The organism is Streptomyces sp. NPDC086787 (assembly GCF_044745865.1).
GTDB lineage: Bacteria > Actinomycetota > Actinomycetes > Streptomycetales > Streptomycetaceae > Streptomyces.
In genome coordinates this window covers 1-22,760 of record NZ_JBIVBC010000006.1, presented here as the reverse complement: position 1 = coordinate 22,760, position 22,760 = coordinate 1, and the positions used below count along the sequence as shown (strand labels likewise).

General features: G+C 71.0%; 17 protein-coding genes. 7 read left to right on the top strand and 10 right to left on the bottom strand.

Annotated features, from left to right (window positions below; all coding sequences use genetic code 11):
- Positions 1–35 precede the first annotated feature (35 nt).
- The 3 genes from pyk to pta all read right to left on the bottom strand — a co-directional run bounded on the left by pyk (position 36) and on the right by pta (position 4,895).
- Positions 36–1,466, bottom strand: a complete 1,431-nt coding sequence (gene pyk, locus ACIPK3_RS16565) for a pyruvate kinase (protein ID WP_402570258.1) — start codon at positions 1,464–1,466, stop codon at positions 36–38.
- Positions 1,467–1,563: 97 nt separating this feature from the next.
- Complete coding sequence (locus ACIPK3_RS16560) at positions 1,564–2,808, bottom strand: acetate kinase (RefSeq protein ID WP_402570256.1); 1,245 nt, start codon at positions 2,806–2,808, stop codon at positions 1,564–1,566.
- On the bottom strand, positions 2,805–4,895 hold the full coding sequence (pta, locus tag ACIPK3_RS16555) for a phosphate acetyltransferase (protein ID WP_402570254.1): 2,091 nt from the start codon (positions 4,893–4,895) through the stop codon (positions 2,805–2,807). The genes ACIPK3_RS16560 and pta overlap by 4 nt, the downstream gene beginning before the upstream one ends.
- Positions 4,896–5,072: 177 nt before the next feature.
- Here pta and ACIPK3_RS16550 point away from each other — a divergent pair, with 177 nt between their 5' ends.
- Entirely contained in the window at positions 5,073–6,098 is a 1,026-nt protein-coding gene (locus ACIPK3_RS16550) for an ATP-dependent 6-phosphofructokinase (protein WP_402570252.1), read from the top strand.
- Positions 6,099–6,128: 30 nt separating this feature from the next.
- On the opposite strand, the gene ACIPK3_RS16545 is transcribed toward ACIPK3_RS16550, so the two are convergent.
- Complete coding sequence (locus ACIPK3_RS16545) at positions 6,129–6,824, bottom strand: response regulator (RefSeq protein ID WP_402570250.1); 696 nt, start codon at positions 6,822–6,824, stop codon at positions 6,129–6,131.
- Positions 6,821–8,458, bottom strand: a complete 1,638-nt coding sequence (locus ACIPK3_RS16540) for an ATP-binding protein (RefSeq protein ID WP_402570248.1) — start codon at positions 8,456–8,458, stop codon at positions 6,821–6,823. Before ACIPK3_RS16540 ends, ACIPK3_RS16545 begins: the two co-directional genes overlap by 4 nt.
- A gap of 120 nt (positions 8,459–8,578) precedes the next feature.
- Between ACIPK3_RS16540 and ACIPK3_RS16535 the strand changes: the two genes are divergently transcribed.
- Positions 8,579–10,003, top strand: coding sequence for a cation:dicarboxylate symporter family transporter (locus ACIPK3_RS16535; RefSeq protein WP_402570778.1), 1,425 nt, complete (start codon positions 8,579–8,581; stop codon positions 10,001–10,003).
- A gap of 184 nt (positions 10,004–10,187) precedes the next feature.
- Here the strand turns inward: ACIPK3_RS16535 and ACIPK3_RS16530 are convergent, their stop codons facing one another.
- Positions 10,188–10,817, bottom strand: coding sequence for a TetR/AcrR family transcriptional regulator (locus ACIPK3_RS16530; protein WP_402570247.1), 630 nt, complete (start codon positions 10,815–10,817; stop codon positions 10,188–10,190).
- A 133-nt stretch (positions 10,818–10,950) separates the two neighbouring features.
- Here ACIPK3_RS16530 and ACIPK3_RS16525 point away from each other — a divergent pair, with 133 nt between their 5' ends.
- The 5 genes from ACIPK3_RS16525 (at position 10,951) to ACIPK3_RS16505 (ending at position 16,724) form a co-directional block, all read left to right on the top strand.
- On the top strand, positions 10,951–12,624 hold the full coding sequence (locus ACIPK3_RS16525; protein WP_402570245.1) for an MFS transporter: 1,674 nt from the start codon (positions 10,951–10,953) through the stop codon (positions 12,622–12,624).
- A gap of 94 nt (positions 12,625–12,718) precedes the next feature.
- The gene (locus ACIPK3_RS16520; RefSeq protein WP_402570243.1) at positions 12,719–13,486 is read left to right on the top strand and encodes a DUF2127 domain-containing protein; all 768 of its coding nucleotides are present in this window, start codon (positions 12,719–12,721) and stop codon (positions 13,484–13,486) included.
- 103 nt (positions 13,487–13,589) lie between these two features.
- Entirely contained in the window at positions 13,590–13,994 is a 405-nt protein-coding gene (locus ACIPK3_RS16515; protein WP_402570242.1) for a MerR family transcriptional regulator, read from the top strand.
- Complete coding sequence (locus ACIPK3_RS16510; protein ID WP_402570241.1) at positions 13,991–14,323, top strand: thioredoxin family protein; 333 nt, start codon at positions 13,991–13,993, stop codon at positions 14,321–14,323. The genes ACIPK3_RS16515 and ACIPK3_RS16510 overlap by 4 nt, the downstream gene beginning before the upstream one ends.
- Before the next feature lie 130 nt (positions 14,324–14,453).
- Positions 14,454–16,724 carry a HelD family protein gene (locus ACIPK3_RS16505; RefSeq protein ID WP_402570776.1) on the top strand — a complete coding sequence of 757 codons (2,271 nt, stop codon included), beginning with the start codon at positions 14,454–14,456 and terminating at the stop codon, positions 16,722–16,724.
- A gap of 27 nt (positions 16,725–16,751) precedes the next feature.
- Here ACIPK3_RS16505 and glgB read toward each other — a convergent pair whose 3' ends face one another.
- From glgB to ACIPK3_RS16485, 4 genes are all read right to left on the bottom strand, one after another.
- Complete coding sequence (gene glgB, locus ACIPK3_RS16500; protein WP_402570239.1) at positions 16,752–19,097, bottom strand: 1,4-alpha-glucan branching enzyme; 2,346 nt, start codon at positions 19,095–19,097, stop codon at positions 16,752–16,754.
- A gap of 27 nt (positions 19,098–19,124) precedes the next feature.
- Positions 19,125–20,540 (bottom strand): maltokinase, encoded by a 1,416-nt coding sequence (locus ACIPK3_RS16495; protein WP_402570237.1) that lies wholly within the window; start codon positions 20,538–20,540, stop codon positions 19,125–19,127.
- Between the two features lie 91 nt (positions 20,541–20,631).
- Positions 20,632–22,332 (bottom strand): maltose alpha-D-glucosyltransferase, encoded by a 1,701-nt coding sequence (gene treS, locus ACIPK3_RS16490; RefSeq protein ID WP_402570235.1) that lies wholly within the window; start codon positions 22,330–22,332, stop codon positions 20,632–20,634.
- Positions 22,329–22,760, bottom strand: a 432-nt coding sequence (locus ACIPK3_RS16485; RefSeq protein ID WP_402570233.1) for a DUF3459 domain-containing protein, incomplete at its 5' end; no start/stop codon positions are given. The genes ACIPK3_RS16485 and treS, both read right to left, overlap by 4 nt.

Sequence of the window (22,760 nt, the reverse complement as noted above, 5' to 3'; positions counted from 1 at the left end):
CAGGCCCAAGGGCGGACACGCCCTCGGGCGGACCGTCAGCGGCCCTCGTCGCCGCCCACGTGGTGGACGCGGACCATGTTGGTCGTGCCGGGGACGCCGGGGGGCGATCCGGCCGTGATGATCACGGTGTCGCCCTGGTCGAAGCGGTGCAGCTTGGCCAGTTCCTGATCGACCATGTCGACCATCTCGTCCGTGGTGTTCACGAAGGGCACGACGTGCGACTCCACGCCCCAGCTGAGCGTCAGCTGGTTGCGGGTGCCCTCGTCCGTGGTGAAGGCCAGGATCGGCTGGGCCGCGCGGTAGCGGGACAGCCGGCGGGCGGTGTCACCGGACTTGGTGAAGGCGATCAGGCCCCGGCCACCCAGGAAGTCCGCGATCTCGCAGGCGGCACGCGCCACCGAACCACCCTGTGTGCGCGGCTTCTTGCCGGGCACGAGCGGCTGGAGGCCCTTGCTGAGCAGTTCCTCCTCCGCCGCGGCCACGATCTTCGACATCGTCCTGACCGTCTCGATCGGGTACGCGCCCACGCTCGACTCAGCCGACAGCATGACCGCGTCCGCGCCGTCCAGGATCGCGTTGGCCACGTCGGACGCCTCGGCGCGGGTCGGACGGGAGTTGGTGATCATCGACTCCATCATCTGGGTCGCCACGATCACCGGCTTGGCGTTGCGCCGGCAGAGCTCGATCAGGCGCTTCTGGACCATGGGGACCTTTTCGAGCGGGTACTCGACGGCCAGGTCACCGCGCGCGACCATCACGCTGTCGAACGCCATCACGACGTCCTCCATGTTCTCCACCGCCTGCGGCTTCTCCACCTTGGCGATGACCGGGACGCGACGGCCCTCCTCGTCCATGACCCGGTGGACGTCCTGGACGTCCTTGGCGTCGCGGACGAAGGACAGGGCGACCATGTCGCAGCCCATGCGCAGCGCGAACCGCAGGTCCTCGATGTCCTTCTCGCTGAGCGCGGGCACGTTCACGGCCGCGCCGGGCAGGTTGATGCCCTTGTGGTCGGAGACGACACCGCCCTCGATGACGATGGTCCGGACCCGGGGGCCCTCGACGTCCAGCACCTTCAGCTCGACGTTGCCGTCGTTGATCAGGACCTGGTCGCCGCGCGAGACGTCGCCCGGCAGGCCCTTGTACGTCGTGCCGCAGATCTGCTTGTCGCCCGGCACGTCCTCCGTCGTGATGACGAACTCGTCGCCGCGCTCCAGCTCCACGGGCCCCTCGGCGAAGGTCTCCAGGCGGATCTTCGGGCCCTGGAGGTCGGCCAGGACGCCGATGGCGCGGCCGGTCTCCTTGGACGCGGCCCGGACACGGTCGTACCGTGCCTGGTGCTCGGCGTGCGTGCCGTGACTGAAATTGAAGCGGGCCACGTTCATGCCGGCCTCGATCATGGAGACGAGCATCTCGTGGGAGTCGACCGCGGGGCCGAGAGTACAGACGATTTTCGAACGGCGCATGAGGGCGATCCTATCGGTTTGTTTCGCTGCGGAATATTCCGTCTGGCGGAAGATACAAATGGGCGGGCATGCGCTCAGGCGTGTTACCGGGGTGTAATTATTCGGCTGCTCCGCTGTTCCGCTCGCTGTTTCGCGCGCTGTTCTTTCCGACCAGCGCGTAGGTCTGTGTCGCTATCTCCAGTTCCTCGTCGGTGGGCACGACGGCGACGGCCACCCGCGCGTGCGACGGTGAGATCAGCCGGGGCCCGTCGCCGCGCACGGCGTTGAGTTCGCCGTCCACCGCCAGGCCCAGTTCCGCCAGGCCCGCGAGGGCAGCCTCTCGCACCTGACTCGCGTTTTCCCCGACTCCCGCTGTGAACACGACCGCGTCCACCCGGCCGAGCACCGCGTAATAGGCACCGATGTACTTCTTCAAGCGGTGAATGTAGATGTCGAAGGCGAGCCGCGCCTGTTCGTCGCCCTCGTCGATCCGGCGCTGGATCTCCCGCATGTCGTTGTCACCGCACAGGCCGAACAGACCGCTTCCCTTGTTGAGCAGAGTGTCGATCTCGTCCATGGACATTCCGCCAACGCGCTGCAAATGGAAGATGGCGGCGGGATCCAGGTCGCCGGAACGCGTTCCCATCACCAGCCCCTCCAGCGGGGTGAGCCCCATCGAGGTGTCCACGCAGCGGCCGCCCCGCACCGCCGAGGCGGACGCCCCGTTGCCCAGGTGCAGCACGATCACGTTCACCTCCTCCGGCGCCCTGCCGAGCAGCCGAGCGGTCTCCCGGGACACATACGCGTGCGAGGTCCCGTGGAAGCCGTAGCGCCGGATGCGGTGCCGGTCCGCGACCTTCACGTCGATCGCGTAGCGCGACGCCGACTCCGGCATCGTGGTGTGGAACGCCGTGTCGAAGACGGCGACCTGGGGGAGGTCGGGGCGCAGCGCCCGTGCGGTGCGGATACCGGTGAGGTTGGCCGGGTTGTGCAGTGGTGCCACCGGGATCAGCCGCTCTATCTCGTGCAGCACGGCGTCGTCGACCAGGGTCGGCTCGGTGAAGAACATCCCGCCGTGCACCACGCGGTGCCCGATGGCGGCCAGCTCCGGCGAGTCCAGGCCGAGACCGTCCCGGGCCAGCTCCTCGCCGGCCGCCTCCAGCGCGGCGCCGTGGTCGGAGATCGGCCCGTTCAGCTCGGCGCTGCGGCCCGACACCAGGCAGGTGTGCTTGAGCCGGGAGGTCTGCTCGCCGATGCGCTCGACGAGACCCGTCGCCAGCCGGCTGCCGTCCCGCATGTCCAGCAGCTGGTACTTCACCGACGAGGAGCCGGAGTTGAGGACGAGGACGCGGGTGGGGCTCACTGGGCGGCCGCCTTCTCGCTCGGGTTCTGCGCCTGGATGGCGGTGATGGCGACGGTGTTGACGATGTCCTGGACCAGAGCGCCCCGGGACAGGTCGTTGACCGGCTTGCGCAGGCCCTGGAGGACCGGGCCGACGGCGATCGCGCCGGCCGAGCGCTGCACGGCCTTGTACGTGTTGTTGCCCGTGTTGAGGTCCGGGAAGATCAGGACCGTCGCCTGCCCCGCGACATCCGAGTCCGGCAGCTTGGTCGCGGCGACCGACGGCTCCACGGCCGCGTCGTACTGGATCGGCCCCTCGATCCTCAGATCCGGCCGTCGCGAGCGGACCAGCTCCGTCGCGGCGCGCACCTTGTCCACGTCCGCGCCGGAACCCGAGGTGCCGGTGGAGTACGACAGCATGGCGATGCGCGGCTCCACGCCGAACTGCCGGGCGGTGGCGGCCGACTGGACGGCGATGTCGGCCAGCTGCTCGGCGTCCGGGTCCGGGTTGACCGCGCAGTCGCCGTAGACCAGCACCCTGTCGGCGAGGCACATGAAGAACACGGACGACACGATCGAGGAGCCCGGCTCAGTCCTGATGATCTCGAAGGCGGGCCGGATGGTGGCGGCCGTGGAGTGCACGGACCCGGAGACCATGCCGTCCGCCAGCCCCTCCTGGACCATGAGGGTGCCGAAGTAGTTGACGTCCGCCACGACGTCGTGCGCGAGCTCCACAGAGACGCCCCGGTGGGCCCGGATCTCGGCGTACTTCGCGGCGAAGCGGTCGCGCAGCTCGGAGGTGGCCGGGTCGACGAGCTGGGCGTCACCGAGGTCGATGCCGAGGTCGGCGGCCTTCTTGCGGATCCCGTCGACCGGGCCGAGCAGGGTCAGGTCGCACACGCCCCGGCGCAGCAGCACCTCCGCCGCGTGCAGCACGCGTTCCTCGGTGCCCTCCGGAAGGACCACGCGGCGCCGGTCGGAGCGGGCCTGTTCGAGCAGCGTGTGCTCGAACATCATCGGGGTCACCCGGTCGCCGCTCGGCGCGGACACCCGCCGGCTCAGCTCCCCGGTGTCGGCGTACCGCTCGAACAGGCCGAGCGCGGTCTCCGCCTTGCGCGGGGTGGCCGCGCTCAGCTTGCCCTCCAGCGAGAACAGCCGCTCGGCGGTGGGGAAGCTGTTGCCGGCCACGGATATCACCGGGGTGCCCGGGGCCAGCCGCGCGGCGAGGGTGAGGACGTCGTCGCCGGGCCGCTCGTTCAGGGTGAGCAGCACCCCCGCGATCGGCGGGGTGCCCGCGCTGTGCGCGGCGAGCGAGCCCACGACCAGGTCGGCGCGGTCGCCCGGGGTCACCACCAGGCAGCCCGGGGTCAGGGCGCCCAGGAAGTTCGGCAGTGTCGCACCGCCGAACACGAAGCCGAGCACGTCCCGGGCGAGCCCGGAGTCGTCCCCGAGCAGCACCGTGCCGCCGAGCGTCTGGGTGATCTGGGCGACCGTGGGCGCCGACAGCGCGGGCTCGTCGGGCAGCACGTAGCAGGGGACCGGCAGCCGGTTCTCCAGGTGCCCCGCGATCTCGTCGCGGTCCTCGCGGGCCACCCGGTTGGCGACCATGGCGAGGACGTCGCAGCCCAGGCTCTCGTAGGCCCGGTGGGCGTTGCGGGTCTCGGCGAGCATGGACTCGGTGCTCTGGCCCCGGCCGCCGACGACCGGGATCACGGACGCGCCGAACTCGTTGGCCAGCCGGGCGTTGAGGGACAGTTCGTCCGGGAGCTGGGTGTCGGCGAAGTCGGTGCCGAGGACCAGGACGACGTCGTAGTCCCGGGCGACCCGGTGGAACCGGTCGACCAGCGTGGACACCAGCTCGTCCGTGCCCCGCTCGGCCTGGAGCGCGGACGCCTCGTGGTAGTCCATGCCGTACACGGTGACCGGGTTCTGCGACAGCCGGTAGCGGGCACGCAGCAGCTCGAACAGCCGGTCGGGGTTGTGGTGGACGAGCGGACGGAACACCCCCACCCGGTCGACCTGCCGGGTCAGCAGCTCCATGACCCCGAGCTCGACGACCTGACGGCCGTCACCACGGTCGATCCCGGTCACGTACACGCTGCGCGTCACGCGTATGCCCTCCGTTTCCGTACGCAAAAATCGCCCACCGAGGTGAGCGGATCCCTCTTGACGGTACCCCCGGGAGCGGTTAAGGCGCCCCCCAGGACGGAGGCCGCGCACGGCCACCGGTCATGAAACAATCGGACTGGCTCACCGGTATCGACAACGACCAGGAGACACAGCACGATGCGCATCGGAGTTCTCACCGCAGGCGGCGACTGCCCGGGTCTGAACGCAGTGATCCGGTCCGTCGTGCACCGGGCCGTCGCCCGCTACGGCGACGAGGTCATCGGCTTCGAGGACGGCTACCGCGGTCTGCTCGACCGCCACTACCGCGCCCTCGACCTGGACGACGTCAGCGGCATCCTGGCGCTCGGCGGCACCATTCTCGGCTCCTCCCGGCTGGAGCGCGACCGGCTGCGCGAAGCCTGCGACAAGGCGACCGACATGGTCGCCGAGTTCGGTATCGACGCACTGATCCCGATCGGCGGCGAGGGCACCCTGACCGCCGCCCGCATGCTCTCCGACGCCGGGCTGCCGGTCGTCGGCGTACCGAAGACCATCGACAACGACATCTCCTCCACGGACCGCACCTTCGGCTTCGACACGGCGGTCGGCGTGGCCACCGAGGCCATGGACCGGCTGAAGACGACCGCCGAGTCCCACCAGCGGGTGATGGTTGTCGAGGTCATGGGACGGCACGCGGGCTGGATCGCGCTGGAGTCCGGCATGGCCGGCGGCGCCCACGCCATCTGCCTGCCGGAACGCGCCTTCGACCCCGGCGACCTCGCCAAGATGGTCGAGGAGCGCTTCTCCCGGGGCAAGAAGTTCGCCGTCATCTGTGTCGCCGAGGGCGCCCACCCCGCCGACGGCACCATGGACTACGGCAAGGGCGACATCGACCAGTACGGCCACGAGCGCTTCCAGGGCATCGGCACGGCACTGGCGTACGAACTGGAGCGGCGGCTCGGCACGGAGGCCAAGCCCGTCATCCTCGGCCACATCCAGCGCGGCGGCACCCCCACCGCCTACGACCGCGTCCTCGCCACCCGCTTCGGCTGGCACGCGGTGGAGGCCGCGCACCGGGGCGAGTTCGGCCGGATGACCGCCCTGCGCGGCACCGACATCAAGATGGTGCCGCTCGCGGAGGCGGTGACGGCACTGAAGACGGTCCCGAAGGACCGGATGGACGAGACGGAGTCGGTCTTCTAGGGCACCAGGGCGTGTCTGACGGACAACGCCCTAGGACACGCCCCGGGAGCCCGTCCAGCGGTACTGGAGTTCCGGGCGGCCCACCGTGCCGTACTGCGGGCTGCGGGCCGCGACGCCCGCGGTCACCAGATGTTCCAGGTAGCGGCGTGCGGTGATGCGGGAGAGGCCGGTCGCCTCGGCGACACCGGCCGCCGTGAGGCCCTCGACGCGGTCCCGCAGGGTGGCCGTGACCCGTTCCAGGGTGGGCGCGCTCAGACCCTTCGGGAGGGACGCCGGGCCCGGTGCGCGCAGCGAGGCCAGCGCGCGGTCCACCTCGTCCTGGCCGCTCGCCTCGCCCACCGCCCCGCGGAACTCGGCGTATCTGACCAGCCGGTCCCGCAGCGTCGCGAACGTGAACGGCTTCAGCACGTACTGCACCACGCCCAGCGAGACGCCCTCCCGCACGACGGCCAGATCACGCGCGGAGGTCACCGCGATCACGTCGGCCTGGTGACCGGCCGCGCGCAGCGACCGGGCGAACTGGAGACCGTGCACATCGGGCAGGTGCAGGTCGAGCAGGAGCAGGTCCACCGGCGTGCGCTCCAGCAGCCGCCGGGCCTGGGCGCCGGTGTGCGCCTTGCCGACGGCGGTGAAGCCGGGCACCCGTCCGACATACAGGACGTGCGCGTCGGCGGCGACCGGGTCGTCCTCCACGATCAGCACCCGGATGGGCGGCCCCACCGTCATGCCTCGCCTCCGGGCGCCGGGGAGGCCACGGCCACCGCGCCCAGCGGCAGCCGCACCTCGAACTCCGCCCCGCCGCCGTCGGCCTCCGTCACCGCCAGCGCCCCCTCCAGGCGGTGCACGGCCTGCCGGACCAGGGCGAGCCCGAGCCCACGCCCGCCCGGTCCGGCCGGCTTGGTGGAGAACCCGCGCTGGAAGACGAGTTCCGCATGGGCCGGGTCCACACCGCCGCCGGTGTCCGCGACCCGCAGCACCAGTTCGCCCCCGTCGGCATACGCCGTCACGGTCACCCGGGCCCCGGTGCTCCCCTGCGCCGCGTCCACCGCGTTGTCGATCAGGTTGCCGAGGACGGTCACCAGGTCGCGGGCCGACAGACCGGAGGGCAGAACCCCGTCGTCCAGGCGGCTGTCCGCCGAGACGACCAGTTCGACACCGCGCTCGTTGGCCTGCGCCGTCTTGCCGAGCAGCAGTGCCGCGAGCACCGGCTCGCCCACCGCCGCCACCACCCGGTCCGTGAGGGCCTGCGCCAGCTCCAGCTCAGCCGTCGCGAACTCCACCGCCTCCGCGGCGCGGCCCAGCTCGATCAGCGAGACCACCGTGTGCAGCCGGTTCGCGGCCTCGTGCGCCTGCGAGCGCAGCGCCTGGGTGAATCCGCGCTCGGTGTCCAGTTCCCCCATCAGGGACTGGAGTTCGGTGACGTCACGGAGCGTCGCCACCGTGCCGCGCCGCTCACCGCCCGACACCGGGGAGGTGTTCACCGCCAGCATCCGGTCCGCCGTCAGATGCACCTCGTCCACCCGGGGGCCGGACGCGAGCAGCGCGCCCGTCAGCGGGGCGGGCAGCCCCAGCTCCGCCACCGACCTGCCGATCACGTCCTGCCCGGCGGGCACGCCCAGCAGCTCCCGCCCGCCGTCGTTGATGAGGGCCACCCGGTACTGCCCGTCGAGCATCAGCAGGCCCTCGCGCACCGCGTGCAGCGTGGCCTCGTGGTAGTCGTGCAGTCGGCTCAGCTCGGTCGCGTTCATCCCGTGGGTGTGGCGGCGCAGCCGGGCGTTGACGACGTACGTGCCCACCGCGCCCAGCAGCAGCGCCCCGGCCGCGACCCCGATCAGGGCGGTGACCTGCTCCCGCAGCCGCCTGCTGATCGCCTCGACCCGTATGCCCGCGCTCACCAGCCCGATGACGCGGCCGTTCTCCTCCACCGGGGTCACCGCCCGGACCGAGGCGCCCAGGGTGCCCGTGTACGTCTCGGTGAAGGCGTGGCCCTGCCGGGCGCGCGCGGTGTGTCCGAGGAAAGGCCTCCCGATCTCGTTGTCGTCCGGGTGGGTCCAGCGGATGCCCTGCGGATTCATGATCGTGACGAAGTCGACGTCCGTGTCCCGCATGACCTGGAGGGCGTACGGCTGGAGCCGTGCCGAGGGCCGCGGGGTGTGGATCGACTGCCGCACCGAGGGCGCGTCGGCGACCGAGCGGGCCACGGCCATGGCCTGGCGCCCCGCGGCCTCCTCGGCCTGGCGCCGGTCGCTGACGTAGGTGAACAGCGCGTACCCGGCCACCACCACCGCCATGATCACGGCCTGCATGGCGAAGAGCTGGCCGGCCAGGCTGCGGGGGCGGGCGACGGACGGCAGACGCATGACGTCAGTGTGGCCCGCGGTCGGGCGTGAACTAAATGAACGCAAGCGTGACCGCCCTCACACGGCGGGAGATAGTCACGGCATTCCCCCACACCCCCGGACGTGAGCCGCACGCCGGTGATGCCGACGAAGACGTCAAGGAGGGCAGCCGTGGCCGCCAGAACTCCCGATACGGCACCTGCCGTACCCGCTGGGAAGCGGGACCGTACCCACTATCTGTATCTGGCGGTCATCGCCGCGGTGGTGCTCGGCATCGCCGTGGGCCTCATCCGGCCGGACCTCGGGGTCGAGCTGAAGCCGCTCGGTACGGGCTTTGTGAACCTGATCAAGATGATGATCTCGCCGATCATCTTCTGCACGATCGTGCTCGGCATCGGATCGGTCCGCAAGGCGGCGAAGGTCGGCGCCGTCGGCGGCATCGCGCTCGGCTACTTCCTCGTGATGTCGCTGGTCGCGCTGAGCATCGGGCTGGTCGTGGGCAACATCCTGCACCCCGGGGACGGGTTGCATCTGACGGCGGCGGTCAAGGCGTCCGGCCACGGCCAGGTGTCGTCCGAGGCGCTGCCGCCGGTGGACTTCGTGCTCTCGATCATTCCGAAGACCTTCGTGTCCGCCTTCACCGAGGGCCAGGTGCTTCAGACCCTGCTGGTCGCGCTGCTCGCCGGGTTCGCGCTCCAGGCCATGGGCCGGGCCGGGCGGCCGGTGCTGCGCGGCGTCGAACACATCCAGCGGCTCGTCTTCCGCATTCTCTCCATGGTGATGTGGGCCGCCCCCATCGGCGCGTTCGGCGCCATCGCGGCCGTGGTCGGCTCGGCGGGCCTGGACGCGCTCAAGAGCCTCGCCGTGCTGATGGTCGGCTTCTACGTGACCTGCTTCCTGTTCGTCTTCGTGGTCCTCGGCGCGGTACTGCGGATCTGCACCGGCCTGAACGTCTTCTCGCTGTTCCGGTACCTGGGCCGTGAGTTCCTGCTGATCCTGTCCACGTCCTCCTCCGAGTCGGCGCTGCCGCGGCTCATCGCGAAGCTGGAGCACCTCGGCGTCAGCAAGCCGGTGGTCGGCATCACCGTGCCGACCGGCTACTCCTTCAACCTCGACGGCACCATGATCTACATGACCATGGCGTCCCTCTACATCGCCGACGCCCTCGGTACGCCGATGTCGGTGGGCGAGCAGATCCCGCTGCTCCTCTTCCTGCTCCTCGCCTCCAAGGGCGCGGCGGGCGTCAGCGGCGCAGGCCTCGCCACCCTGGCCGGCGGTCTTCAGTCGCACAAGCCCGCGCTGGTCGACGGCGTCGGACTGATCGTCGGCATCGACCGCTTCATGAGCGAGGCCCGCGCCCTGACGAACTTCGCCGGCAACGCGGTCGCCACCGTCCTCATCGGCACCTGGACGAAGGAGATCGACAAGGACCGCGTCCGGCGGGTCCTCGCCGGGGAGCTGCCGTTCGACGAGACGACCTTGCTGGACGAGGGCGAGGGCCGGGGCGACGGCGAGCCGTCGCCGGGAGCGGACGCGGAACGCGAGCGGGAACTCACGAAGGCGTAAGGCGCTCCGGTCCGGTCCGCTCCGGTCCGGGGCGGGGCGGATGGGTATGGATGGGTCAGCGGAACAGCAGGGCTGCCGTTGTCCCGGGCGTCCGGCCCGGCCTGAACCCGGGCCGGACGCCCGGCCCCCCGTCTCCGGGCGGGGGGCCGCCGTCTCCGGGCGTCTGAGGCTTTCCCACTACGACTCAGCCGCCCGGTCTCCCGCTCACCCTTGCCACGAGCGCGGTGGCGAGGGATGCGGGGACGCCCGTCGCGGTCAGCACCGTGACCGCGGCGGAGCGGCCCGCCCGGGTGGCCGGGAGCAGGCCTTCGTTCACGGTCTCCATCAGGGCGAACAGCATCTGCTCGTGCACGTACGCCAGCGCCGGCGCCGGCAGCGGTGAGCTGAACGTTCCCTGGTCCAGGCCCCGTTGGAGCAGTTCGGCGCAGGATTCACGGACCGGGGTGAGACGTTCACGGATGCCCTCGACGGTGACCGTGCGCTGGGCCAGGGCGACGAGCAGCCGGTAGCCGTCGGCGATCTCCCAGACCGCGAGCACCGAACGGGCCACCGCCTCCGCCGGGTCGTCCACCCCGGCGCGTCCCGCGGCGTGCGCGGCCATCAGTGCCTCCACCGCCTCGTCGATCAGCGTGCTGATCAGCGCCTCACGGCTGGGGAAGTGGCCGTACACCGTGCGGCGTACGACGCCCGCGGCGCGCGCGATCTGGTCCATCGAGGCGTCGGGGTCGCGCAGCAGCTCGGTGAGCGCCACGTCCAGGATGCGGCGCCTGTTGGCGTCGGCGCGAGAGCTGTTACCCGTGGTCATGGCTGACATTCTGCCCGCCCGGCGGCCCGGGCGCTCCCCGATTTGCACATTGCTGTGCAGCGGTCGTACATTGCACATGGTTGTGCAATTGCACGCCACTGTGCAAGTGCTGTCGTGCGCACCGAGGAAGGCGACCCCTGCCATGCGACTCGTCATGAACGAACCGGTCGAGAGGATGCGCGGCCCCTACGCCCGGCGCTGGTGGGCGCTGCTCGTGCTCTGCCTGAGCCTGCTGATCATCGTGATGGCCAACACCGCCCTCACGGTCGCGGCCCCCGACATGACCCGCGACCTCGGCCTGTCCGGCGCCGACCTCCAGTGGGTGATCGACGGCTACACGGTGCCCTACGCCGCGCTGATGCTGCTGCTCGGCGCGATCGGCGACAAGTACAGCCGCCGCGGCGCACTCCTCCTCGGGCTCGTGGTCTTCGGCGCCGGGGCCGTCTCCGGCTACCTCGCCGGCAGCGCCACCGCCGTGATCACCGCCCGCGCGGTGATGGGACTCGGCGCCGCGCTGATCATGCCGGCCACCCTCTCCCTGCTCGCCGCGACCTTCCCGCGTGCCGAGCGGGCCAAGGCCATCACCCTGTGGACCGCCACCGCCGGGCTCGCCATAGCGGCCGGTCCGGTCGTCGCCGGCGCGCTGCTGCGCGACCACGGCTGGGCGTCCACCTTCCTGATCAACGTGCCGGTCGCGGTCGTCGCGATCATCGGCACCCTCGTCCTGGTGCCGCCGTCCAGGGCCGGTCACCACAACCGGATCGACTACGTCGGCGGCCTGCTGTCGGTGGTGTGGATCGGCGCGCTCGTCTACATGATCATCGAGGGCCCGCACTTCGGCTGGGGCGTCAAGGCCGTGACCGCCGCCGTCGTCGCGGGACTCGGCCTCGTCGGCTTCGTGCTCTGGGAACTGCGCCATCCGCACCCCGTGCTGGACGTGCGGCGCTTCACCGACCGCCGGTTCGCGGGCTCCAACCTCGCCGTCTCCCTGTTCTTCCTGGCCGTCTTCGGCGCCTTCTACTACCTGACCCAGCACCTCCAGTTCGTCCTCGGCTACGACGCCCTCGGCACCGGAGTGCGCATGCTTCCGCTCGCCGGAGCGGTCTTCGTGGGATCCGCGCTCACCGGTTGGCTCACCCCGCGCGTCGGCATGCACTGGACGGTCACCGCGGGCATGGTCGGCGGCACGGCGGCGCTGGCCCTGCTCACCCGGGTGGACGCGCACTCGACGTACGGCGACCTCGTCACCCCGCTCGTCGTCCTCGGCCTGGCCATCGGCCTCGCCCTCTCGCCCTGCACGGACGCCATCATGGGCGCGTTCCCGGAGGCCGAACTGGGCGTCGGCGGCGCGGTGAACGACACCTCGCTGGAACTCGGCGGCTCGCTCGGCATCGCCATCCTCGGCTCGCTGCTGTCGACGTCGTACGGCGACCACCTCACGGACGCCACCGCGGGCAGCAGGCTTCCCGCGAGCGCCCTGGCCACCGCGCGGGACTCGGTGGGCGCCGGATACGGCGTGGCGCAGGGCATCGGGGAGAAGGCCCGTCAGGCGGCCGCCCAGGCCGCGCAGGCCACCGACCCGCAGCAGGCCGCGAAGCTGAAGGAGCAGGCCGCCGGACTCTCCACCGGCGCACGGCAGATGGCCGACGCGGTCGGCTCCGCCTTCTCCGACGCGGTGGCCCGCACCAGCCTGGTCGGCGCGGTGATCCTGGGCGTCGGCACCGTCCTGGTCGCCCTGCTGCTGCCGGGCCGCGCGGCCTCCGTGACCGAGACCGCGGCCCAGGAGCGGGAACCGGTGGACAGCGCGGCACACTGACCCCGCGTCGGCGGCCCCCGGGCCGTATCGATTAACGTGCCGTGCCGGATCAACCGGAACGGCACGTTCGTCGTCACATATGGAGGCACGGGGGATGAAGATCGACTGGGACCGCCGGAACTGCGCGCGCAAGGGGCATGTGACCTACGCGCCGGACGACCCCCGGCTGCGGGTACGGCTGCACGCGGAGACCGCCCTCGGTGACGTGTGGCGCTGCCTGCGCTGCGGTGACTTCGTGCTCGGCGAACCGCACGGCTCGGGTCCGGCGTCCGACGCCCCGCTGGTGCCGCGCGGCAAGGTGCTGCGGGACCTGTTCGTCCTGCGCTTCCTGGCCGTCGAACGGGCCGTGCGCGGGGTGTTCATCGTGCTGGTCGCCATCGCGGTGTGGAAGTTCAGCAACAGCCAGGACGCGGTGCGCCGCCTCTTCAACGAGTATCTGGACGTCCTCCGCCCGGTCTTCCGACACTTCCACTACGACCTCGACCACTCGCCCGTGGTCGGCACCATCCAGAAGACCTTCGGCTACAAGCACTCCACGCTGCTGCTGGTGGCCGCCCTGCTGCTGGCGTACGCGCTGATCGAACTGGTCGAGGCGGTCGGCCTCTGGTACGCCAAGCGCTGGGCGGAGTACCTGACGGTGGTCGCCACCGCCGCCTTCCTCCCGCTGGAGATCTACGAACTCACCGAGCACATCAGCTGGCTGAAGATCGCCACCCTGGTCCTCAACATCCTCGCCGTGCTCTACATCGCCCTCACGAAGCGGCTGTTCGGCCTGCGCGGTGGCCGCAGGGCCTTCGAGGAGGAGCGCCACAGCGCCTCGCTGATGGAGGTGGAGGAGTCGGCGGGGCTGGCGGCCTCCTGAGGGGCCCTCGGCCCGAGCCGTCGGTGCCGTACAAGCCGCTGCCGTACAGGCCGCCGCCCGCGGCCTTGCCCTGACGCCCACGTCAACGCCTACGGTCGTACGCATGCGAATCGGCGAGCTGGCCGCACGGGCCGGGACCACCACGCGGGCGCTTCGGTACTACGAGTCGCGGGGGCTGCTGCCCGCGCGGCGCGACGACAGGGGATACCGGTCGTACGACGAGGCCGATCTCAGGCTGCTCACACAGATCCGGACGCTGCGGGACTTCGGGTTCGAGCTGGAGGAGACACGGCCGTTCGTGGAGTGTCTGCGGGCCGGGCACCCGGAGGGCGACGCGTGTCCGGCGTCGCTCGCGGTCTACCGGCGCAAGCTGGACGAACTGGACGCACTCATCGGGGAGTTGCGCACGGTGCGTGAGCAGGTCGCCGGGCGGCTGCGGCTGGCCGCCGAGTCGCTGGTTCCGGGAGGCCCGGAACCCCTGTGCGAGCTGGGAGGGCTGGAGCGGTGATCAAGGCCGACGGTGTGACCGAGGTGACGGACGCGGACTTCGCGGCGGAGGTGATCGGTTCGGCGGTGCCCGTGCTGGTGGAGTTCACCGCCGACTGGTGCCCGCCGTGCCGGCAGATGGGGCCGGTGCTCGGCGCCGTGGCCGAGGAGACGGGCGGGCGCCTGAAGGTCGTACAGCTGGACGTCGACCGCAGTCCGGTGACCACGAACGCCTACCGGGTGCTGTCCATGCCGACCTTCATGGTCTTCCGCGACGGTGAGCCGGTGAAGGCCGTGGTCGGCGCGCGGCCGAAGCGGCGGCTGCTCGAGGAGCTGTCCGACGTGCTCTGATCCCCATACCGCCTACCCCCATACAAAGAAATCCCCCGGGCAATTGCGCCCGGGGGATTTCTTTGCGTATATTCAATGATTCGCGACTTGAGGAACGTCAAGGCGCGAAGAAGCTTACTGAGCAGAGTATATCCGGGCGGGAGCGGAATTGTCAAACACCGAATTTCCGGGCGATGAATTGCGGCACGAGCAGGAATTCATCGACGGACTGTACGCACGTGTGGACGCCCTGCGCGGCGACACCGAGACCTCCGTCGCGGACGCGCTCGCCCAGGGCGACAAGCCCATGCAGGCGCGGCTCGAACGGGACATCCTGGTCGCCGAGCGCTCCGGGCTGCTCGCCGCGCTGAACGCCGTGGACGGCTCCCTCTGCTTCGGCCGCATCGACCAGTCCTCCGGCGCGAGCCACCACATCGGCCGAATCGGCCTGCGCGCCGACGACGCCGAACGCACCCCCGTCCTCGTCGACTGGCGGGCCGACGTCGCCCGCCCCTTCTATCTGGCCACCGGGCACACCCCGCTGGGCCTGCGCAGACGCCGGCACATCGGCACCGACGGCCGCCGGGTGACCTCCCTGCACGACGAGATCCTCGACCTCGGTGACGCCACCCGCACCGGCCACGAGGACCCCACGGGGGACGCCGTGCTGCTGGCCGCGCTCAACTCCGCGCGCACCGGCCGCATGACCGACATCGTGCAGACCATCCAGGCCGGACAGGACGAAATCATCCGGGCTCCGCACCGGGGAGTGCTGGTCGTGGAGGGCGGCCCCGGCACCGGAAAGACGGCGGTCGCCCTGCACCGGGCCGCCTACCTCCTCTACGAGCACCGCGAACTACTCGCCAAGCGGGCCGTGCTGATCGTCGGCCCCAACCCCGCCTTCCTCGGCTACATCGGCGAGGTGCTGCCCTCCCTGGGCGAGACCGGCGTGCTCCTCGCCACGGTCGGCGAACTGTTCCCCGGGGTGCGGGCCACGGCCCGGGACACCCCCGAGGCGGCCGCGGTGAAGGGCCGGGCCGGCATGGCCGACGTCCTCGCCGCCGTCGTACGCGGCCGGCAGGCACTGCCCGACCCCGTCCTCACCGTCGCGCACGACCGCGAGGTCCTGATGCTCGACGAGGGCCTGGTCGGTGTCGCCCGCGAGCGCACCCGGGCCGCCGGACTGCCGCACAACGTGGCCCGCGAGCACTTCGAGGGACACCTGCTGAACACCCTCACCGAGCTCTACGCCGAGCGGGTCGGCACCGACCCCTACGACGGCACCAGTCTGCTGGACGCCTCCGACATCACCCAGATCCGCGACGAGCTCGCCGAGAACCCCGAAGTCTGGTCCTCCATCGACCAGTTGTGGCCCAGGATCACCCCACGGCGGCTGGTCGCCGACTTCCTCGCGAATCCCGAGGGCTATGTGCCCGACGAGGACGCGGCCGCGATCCGCCGTCCGGTCACCCGGGCGTGGACGGTCGCGGACGTGCCGCTGCTCGACGAGGCTGCCGAACTCCTCGGTGTCGACGAGCGGGTCGTCAGGGAGCGGGCGGAGCGTGAGCGGGAGACACAGGTCGCCTACGCCCAGGGTGTCCTCGACGTGTCGTACGCCTCCCGGACCTACGAGTTCGAGGACATGCACGACGACGACTCGGAGGTGCTGTCCGCGCACGACATCATCGACGCCGAACGGTTCGCCGAGCGGCAGGAGGAGGACGATCTCCGCAGCGCGGCCGAGCGGGCGGCGGCCGACCGGACCTGGGCGTTCGGGCACATCATCGTGGACGAGGCGCAGGAGCTGTCACCGATGGCGTGGCGGCTGCTCATGCGGCGCAGCCCCACCCGCTCCATGACCCTGGTCGGCGACCCGGCCCAGACGGCCGAGGCGGCGGGCGTCGGCTCCTGGTCGGACATCCTCGCCCCCTACGTGGAGGACCGCTGGGAGCACACCCGACTGGGCGTCAACTACCGCACCCCGTCCGAGATCATGGACCTCGCGGCGGCCGTGGTCCGCGCCGTGCGCCCGGACTTCGAACCGCCGAGCTCGGTCCGCTCCACGGGAGTACGGCCCTGGGTGCGGCACGTGGCCGACGACCTGCCCGGCGCGGTGGCGAAGGCGGTCGCCGAACTCACCCCCACCGAGGGGAGACTGGCGGTGATCGCCCCGCGCGACCTGCACCGCGCGCTGGCCGCACGGCTGGACGGCGTCACCGCCGGGTCCGAACCCGACCTCACCCGCACCGTCGTGCTGCTGGACCCACGCCAGGCCAAGGGACTCGAGTTCGACTCGGTACTCGTGGTGGAGCCGGGCCGGTACGGCACGAGTGATCTCTACGTCGCGCTGACCCGGGCCACGCAACGGCTGGGGGTGCTGCACACGGGCTCGCTGCCGCAGGGCCTGGCCGAGACGGAGTGACCGCGGGCTGCGGCGGCCCGGTGTCGCTCAGGCCGGCCGCAGCCACACCGTCGCCAGCGGCGGCAGGGTCAGGCCCATCGATGTGGGGCGGCCGTGCAGGGGCTGGGGCTCCGGCTTGACCTCGTCCGCGTTGGTCACGCCACTGCCCCCGTACCTCCCGTGGTCCGTGTTCAGGACCTCGCGCCAGGCTGATATCTCCTCGGGGACGCCGAGGCGGTAGCCGTGCCGGACCACCGGGGAGAGGTTCGAGACGGACAGCAGAGGGCTGCCCCCGGTGTCCAGCCGCAGGAAGGCGATGACGTTGTCGTCGGCCGCGTCGCCGACGACCCACTGGAAGCCGGCCGGGTCGGTGTCCAACTGCCACAGGGCCGGGGCGGCGCGGTAGACGGAGTTCAGATCGCGGACCAGGTCCCGCACGCCCCGGTGGTCGGCCTCGGCGCCGTAGCCGGGGTCGAGCAGCCACCAGTCCGGGCCGTGCGCCTCGGACCACTCGGCGCCCTGCGCGAACTCCTGTCCCATGAAGAGGAGTTGTTTGCCGGGGTGGGCCCACATGAAGCCGAGGTAGGCACGGTGGCCGGCGCGCTGCTGCCACCAGTCGCCGGGCATCTTGGAGACAAGTGAGCGTTTGCCGTGCACGACCTCGTCGTGGGAGATGGGCAGGACGTAGTTCTCGCTGTACGCGTACACCATCGAGAAGGTCATCTCGTGGTGGTGGTACCTGCGGTGCACCGGCTCGTGCCGCATGTACTCCAGCGAGTCGTGCATCCAGCCCATGTTCCACTTCAGCCCGAATCCCAGACCGCCGAAGCCGCTCGGGCCCCGGTGGTGCGTGGGGCGCGTGACGCCGTCCCAGGCGGTCGACTCCTCGGCGATGGTCACGACCCCCGGACTGCGCCGGTAGACGGTGGCGTTCATCTCCTGGAGGAAGGCCACCGCGTCCAGGTTCTCCCGGCCGCCGTGCCGGTTCGGCGACCACTGGCCCGCTTCCCGCGAGTAGTCGAGGTAGAGCATCGAGGCGACCGCGTCCACCCTGAGGCCGTCGATGTGGAACTCCTCGCACCAGTACACCGCGTTGGCCACCAGGAAGTTGCGCACCTCGCGACGGCCGAAGTCGAACTCCAGCGTGCCCCAGTCGGGGTGCGCGGCCCGTAGCGGATCCTCGTGCTCGTACAGCGGGCGCCCGTCGAACTCCGCCAACGCCCAGTCGTCGCGCGGGAAGTGGGCGGGCACCCAGTCCATGATCACGCCGATGCCGGCCCGGTGCAGGGCGTCGACCAGGTACTTGAAGTCGTCGGGGGTGCCCAGCCGCGCGGTCGGCGCGTAGAAACCGGTGACCTGGTAGCCCCAGGAGCCGCCGAACGGGTGCTCGGCGACCGGCATCAGCTCGACGTGGGTGAAGCCCAGGTCCCTGACATAGGCGGGGAGCTGATCCGCGAGCTGACGGTAGGTCAAGCCAGGTCGCCAGGAAGCGAGATGGACCTCGTACACCGAGAACGGTGCCTCGTGCACCGGGGTGTCCCCGCGGTGCGCCATCCACACGGCGTCGCCCCATTCGTGGTGCGAGGCGTGTACGACGGACGAGGTGTCCGGCGGGGCCTGGGTGCGCCGGGCCATCGGGTCGGCGCGCAGGCTGTGGGAGCCGTCCGGACGAGTGATCTCGAACTTGTACAGCTCGCCCGTGCCGATCCCCGGCACGAACAGCTCCCACACCCCGGACGAACCGAGCGAACGCATCGGATGCCCGGTGCCGTCCCAGAAGTTGAAGCCACCGGCCAGCCGCACGCCCCGGGCGTTGGGGGCCCACACGGTGAACCGGGTGCCGGTGACGCCCTGGTGGGTCATCGGCTCGGCGCCCAGCGCCCTCCACAGTTGTTCGTGCCGTCCCTCGCCGATCAGATGCAGGTCGAGGTCGCCGAGCGCGGGCAGGAAGCGGTATGCGTCCTCGGTCTCCTGCGCCACACCCTCGTACGCCAGGAGCAGCCGGTAGGCCGGAACGATGGTGAGGGGCAGCAGCCCGGAGAAGAATCCGTCGCCGTCGTCGTGCAGCTCCACCCGCAGGTCGCCCGACAGGACGGTGACCGACCGGGCGTACGGGCGGAAGGCACGGAAGGCGACTCCACCGGTCACCTGGTGGGCACCGAGGACGGAGTGCGGGTCGTGGTGCGTCCCGGCCAGCAGCCGCTCGCGGTCGGCGGCGTCCACGGCGGGCGACACGGCGATCTCGACGGGCGCCGCGGCCGCGTCGCCGGTCCTTTCGTCCGGGATCCTCTGCGCCGTGGCCGTCTGCGCCGTGGCCTTCTGAGCTGTGGCCTTCCTCGTCTTCTTCGCCTTCTTCTTCGGATCCGAACCGCTGGACGGGGGACTGGGGGTCACGGACTAGCCTCCTGGGCGAGGATGGGGTCAGATCTGGTCGGACATGGCGAGGCGGTGCACCGCCGACAGCGGCACCGGCAGCCAGTCGGGGCGGTGGCGGGCCTCGTAGACGACCTCGTAGACCGCCTTGTCGGTCTCGTAGGCCCGCAGCAGCACTGGTTCGGTGCGCGGGTCGCGGCCGTCGGCCTCGGCGTACCCGGAGCAGAACGCGGCCCGGCACGCGGCCGCCCAGTCCGGGGCGGGCGGGGTCACCGAGTGCGCCGCGTAGTCGAAGGAGCGGAGCATCCCCGCGATGTCCCGGACCGTCGGCTGCGGCATCCGCCGCTCGGCCAGCGGCCGGGCCGGCTCGCCCTCGAAGTCGATCAGCGACCACCGCCCGGCGGGCGAGCGCAGGCACTGTCCGAGGTGCAGATCGCCGTGCACGCGCTGGGCGGTCCAGGTGCGGCCCTCGGCGGCGAGGTCGGCGAGGGCCCGGTAGGCCGAGCGCAGACCGGACTCGTAGGGCCGCAGCGCGGGCACCGCCCGCACGGCCGCCGTCAGCCGGTCGGTCATGCCGTCGGCCATCAGCCGCAGTTGGCCGTGGCCAAGGGTGACCGTGGGGAGCGCGTGGGCGAGCGCCGTGTGCACCTCGGCGGTCGCCCGCCCCAGCGCCCGCGCCTCGGCGGCGAAGTCCTCGCCCTTGGCCAGCTCCCGCAGGGCCAGCTCCCAGCCGTCCGTCGCGCCCCGCACGAAGGGCTGGAGCACGCCCAGGACGTAGGCGTCGTCCTCCTGCCCGGACGGTCCGGACGCCCCGGACGGGTCCGCGAGGAACCACGCGGTCGGCGCGGGCACCCGGGCGCAGCCCTCGCGAGCGAGCGCGCGGGGTATCTCCAGGTCGGGGTTGACGCCCGGGACGACTCTGCGCAGCAGCTTGAGAATGAACGTATCTCCATAGACGACCGACGAGTTGGACTGCTCGGCGGTCAGCAGCCGGGGCACCAGTGCGTCCCGGACCTCCTGGCCCGGGTCCCGTTCGAAGCGCAGCGCGCCGACACGGGCCCGGGTGCGCAGCGCCTCCAGGAGCACCTCGGCGGGCCGGGTGTCGTACAGGGCGTCGTACACCGTCCGCCCGGCGAGCGGCCCCGCGGTGACGTGTCCGATCAGCGCGGGCGCCAGCCGGGGCGGCAGCGCCTCGCGCACGCCTATGAGGAGCTGGTAGCAGTCCCCGGGCCGCGGGACGGTCCCCGGGGCGGGCGGCTGGTGGGCGCGGACGAGCAGGTGGTGCAGGCCGAGGCGCGCGCCCGGCGGGAGCAGCTCGGTGGCCTCGACCAGGGAGAAGCCGGTGACCGGCCGCCCCTTGCCCGCGAACCACCGCTGCCGGGGCAGCCATTCACGCAGCAGCGGGTCGAGTGACGCGAGAATGCCGGGACTTGTCGTGCCGGAGGGTATGACCGTTTCCGCCATGGCGTCGGGTCCTTTCCCCGGGGGGCTTCGGGGTGTCGGTGACGGGTGCCCGGCCCGGGACGGCGGAAACCGTCCCGGGCCACGGGATGAACTACGCGGTCTCCGCGCGGAGCCGGAACCAGTAGAAGCCGTGGCCCGCGAGGGTGAGCAGATACGGCAGTTCGCCGACCGCCGGGAAGCGGACCCCGCCGAACAGCTCGACGGGATGGCGGCCGCCGAACCGGCGCAGGTCGAGTTCGGTGGGCTGGGCGAACCGGGAGAAGTTGTGCACGCACAGCACGAGGTCGTCCTCGTACTCGCGCAGGAAGGCGAGGACCGCCGGGTTGGAGGACGGGAGTTCGTTGTAGGACCCGAGTCCGAAGGCGGGGTTCTGCTTGCGGATCTCGATCATGCGGCGGGTCCAGTGCAGCAGCGACGAGGGGGAGGACATGGAGGCCTCGACGTTGGTGACCTGGTAGCCGTAGACCGGGTCCATGATCGTGGGCAGGTAGAGGCGTCCGGGGTCGCTCGAGGAGAAGCCGGCGTTGCGGTCCGGGGTCCACTGCATGGGGGTGCGGACGGCGTCGCGGTCGCCGAGCCAGATGTTGTCGCCCATGCCGATCTCGTCACCGTAGTAGAGGATCGGTGATCCGGGCAGGGAGAGCAGCAGCGCGGTGAAGAGCTCGATCTGGTTGCGGTCGTTGTCCAGGAGCGGGGCGAGACGCCGGCGGATGCCGATGTTGGCGCGCATCCGTGGGTCCTTGGCGTACTCGGCCCACATGTAGTCGCGTTCCTCGTCGGTGACCATCTCCAGGGTCAGCTCGTCGTGGTTGCGCAGGAAGATGCCCCACTGGCAGTTCGACGGGATCGCCGGGGTCTTCGCCAGGATTTCGGAGACGGGGTGGCGGGACTCACGGCGCACCGCCATGAAGATGCGCGGCATGACCGGGAAGTGGAACGCCATGTGGCACTCGTCGCCGCCGCTCTGGAAGTCGCCGAAGTAGTCGACCACGTCCTCCGGCCACTGGTTCGCCTCCGCGAGGAGCACCGTGTCCGGGTACTGGGAGTCGATCTCCTTGCGCACCCGCCTCAGGAACTCGTGGGTGGCGGGGAGGTTCTCGCAGTTGGTGCCCTCCTGCTGGTACAGGTACGGCACCGCGTCCAGACGGAAGCCGTCGATCCCGAGGTCCAGCCAGAACTTCAGGGCGGAGACCATCTCCTCCTGCACCGCCGGGTTCTCGTAGTTCAGGTCCGGCTGGTGGGAGAAGAAACGGTGCCAGTAGTACTCCTTGCGGACGGGGTCGTACGTCCAGTTCGAGGCCTCGGTGTCCACGAAGATGATGCGCGCGTCCTGGTACTGCTTGTCGTCCTTCGCCCAGACGTAGTAGTCGCCGTAGGGTCCCTTCGGGTCCCGTCGCGACTCCTGGAACCACGGGTGCTGGTCGCTGGTGTGGTTCATGACGAAGTCGATGATCACGCGCATCCCGCGCTGGTGGGCCGCGTCCACGAACTCCACGAAGTCCGCGAGGTCACCGAACTCGGGCAGTACGGCGGTGTAGTCCGAGACGTCGTAACCGCCGTCCCGCAGAGGTGACTTGAAGAAGGGCGGCAGCCAGAGGCAGTCGACGCCGAGCCACTGGAGGTAGTCCAGTTTGGCGGTCAGGCCCTTCAGGTCCCCGATGCCGTCCCCGTCGCTGTCCTGGAAGGAGCGCACCAGGACCTCGTAGAACACGGCGCGTTTGAACCACTCCGGGTCACGGTCCTTGGCGGGGGTGTCCTCGAAGGTGTCCGGAACAGGCTCGTTGACGATCATTGTGTGGGTGACCCTCCGATCTGCGGGGTGGACGGTCGCAGCACCGTGAAGACGTGCGCGGGCCGTCGACCCGGTTCGAGGCGCACATAGTTGGTCCTGCCCCAGTGATAGGTCTCGCCGGTGAGTTCGTCACGCACCGGTACCGACTCGTGCCAGTCCAGGCCGAGTTGTGGCATGTTCAACGAGACCGTGGCCTCCTGGGTGTGGTGGGGGTCGAGGTTCGCGGCCACCAGAACCGTGTTCGATCCGCTCCGCTTGCTGTAGACGATCACCGCGTCGTTGTCGGCGTGGTGGAAGTGGAGATCACGCAACTGCCGCAGCGCCGGGCTCTGCCGCCGGATGGTGTTGAGGCGGGTGATGAGGGGGGCGATGGTGCGGCCCTCGCGGGTGGCGGTGGTCCAGTCGCGGGGGTGGAGCTGGTATTTCTC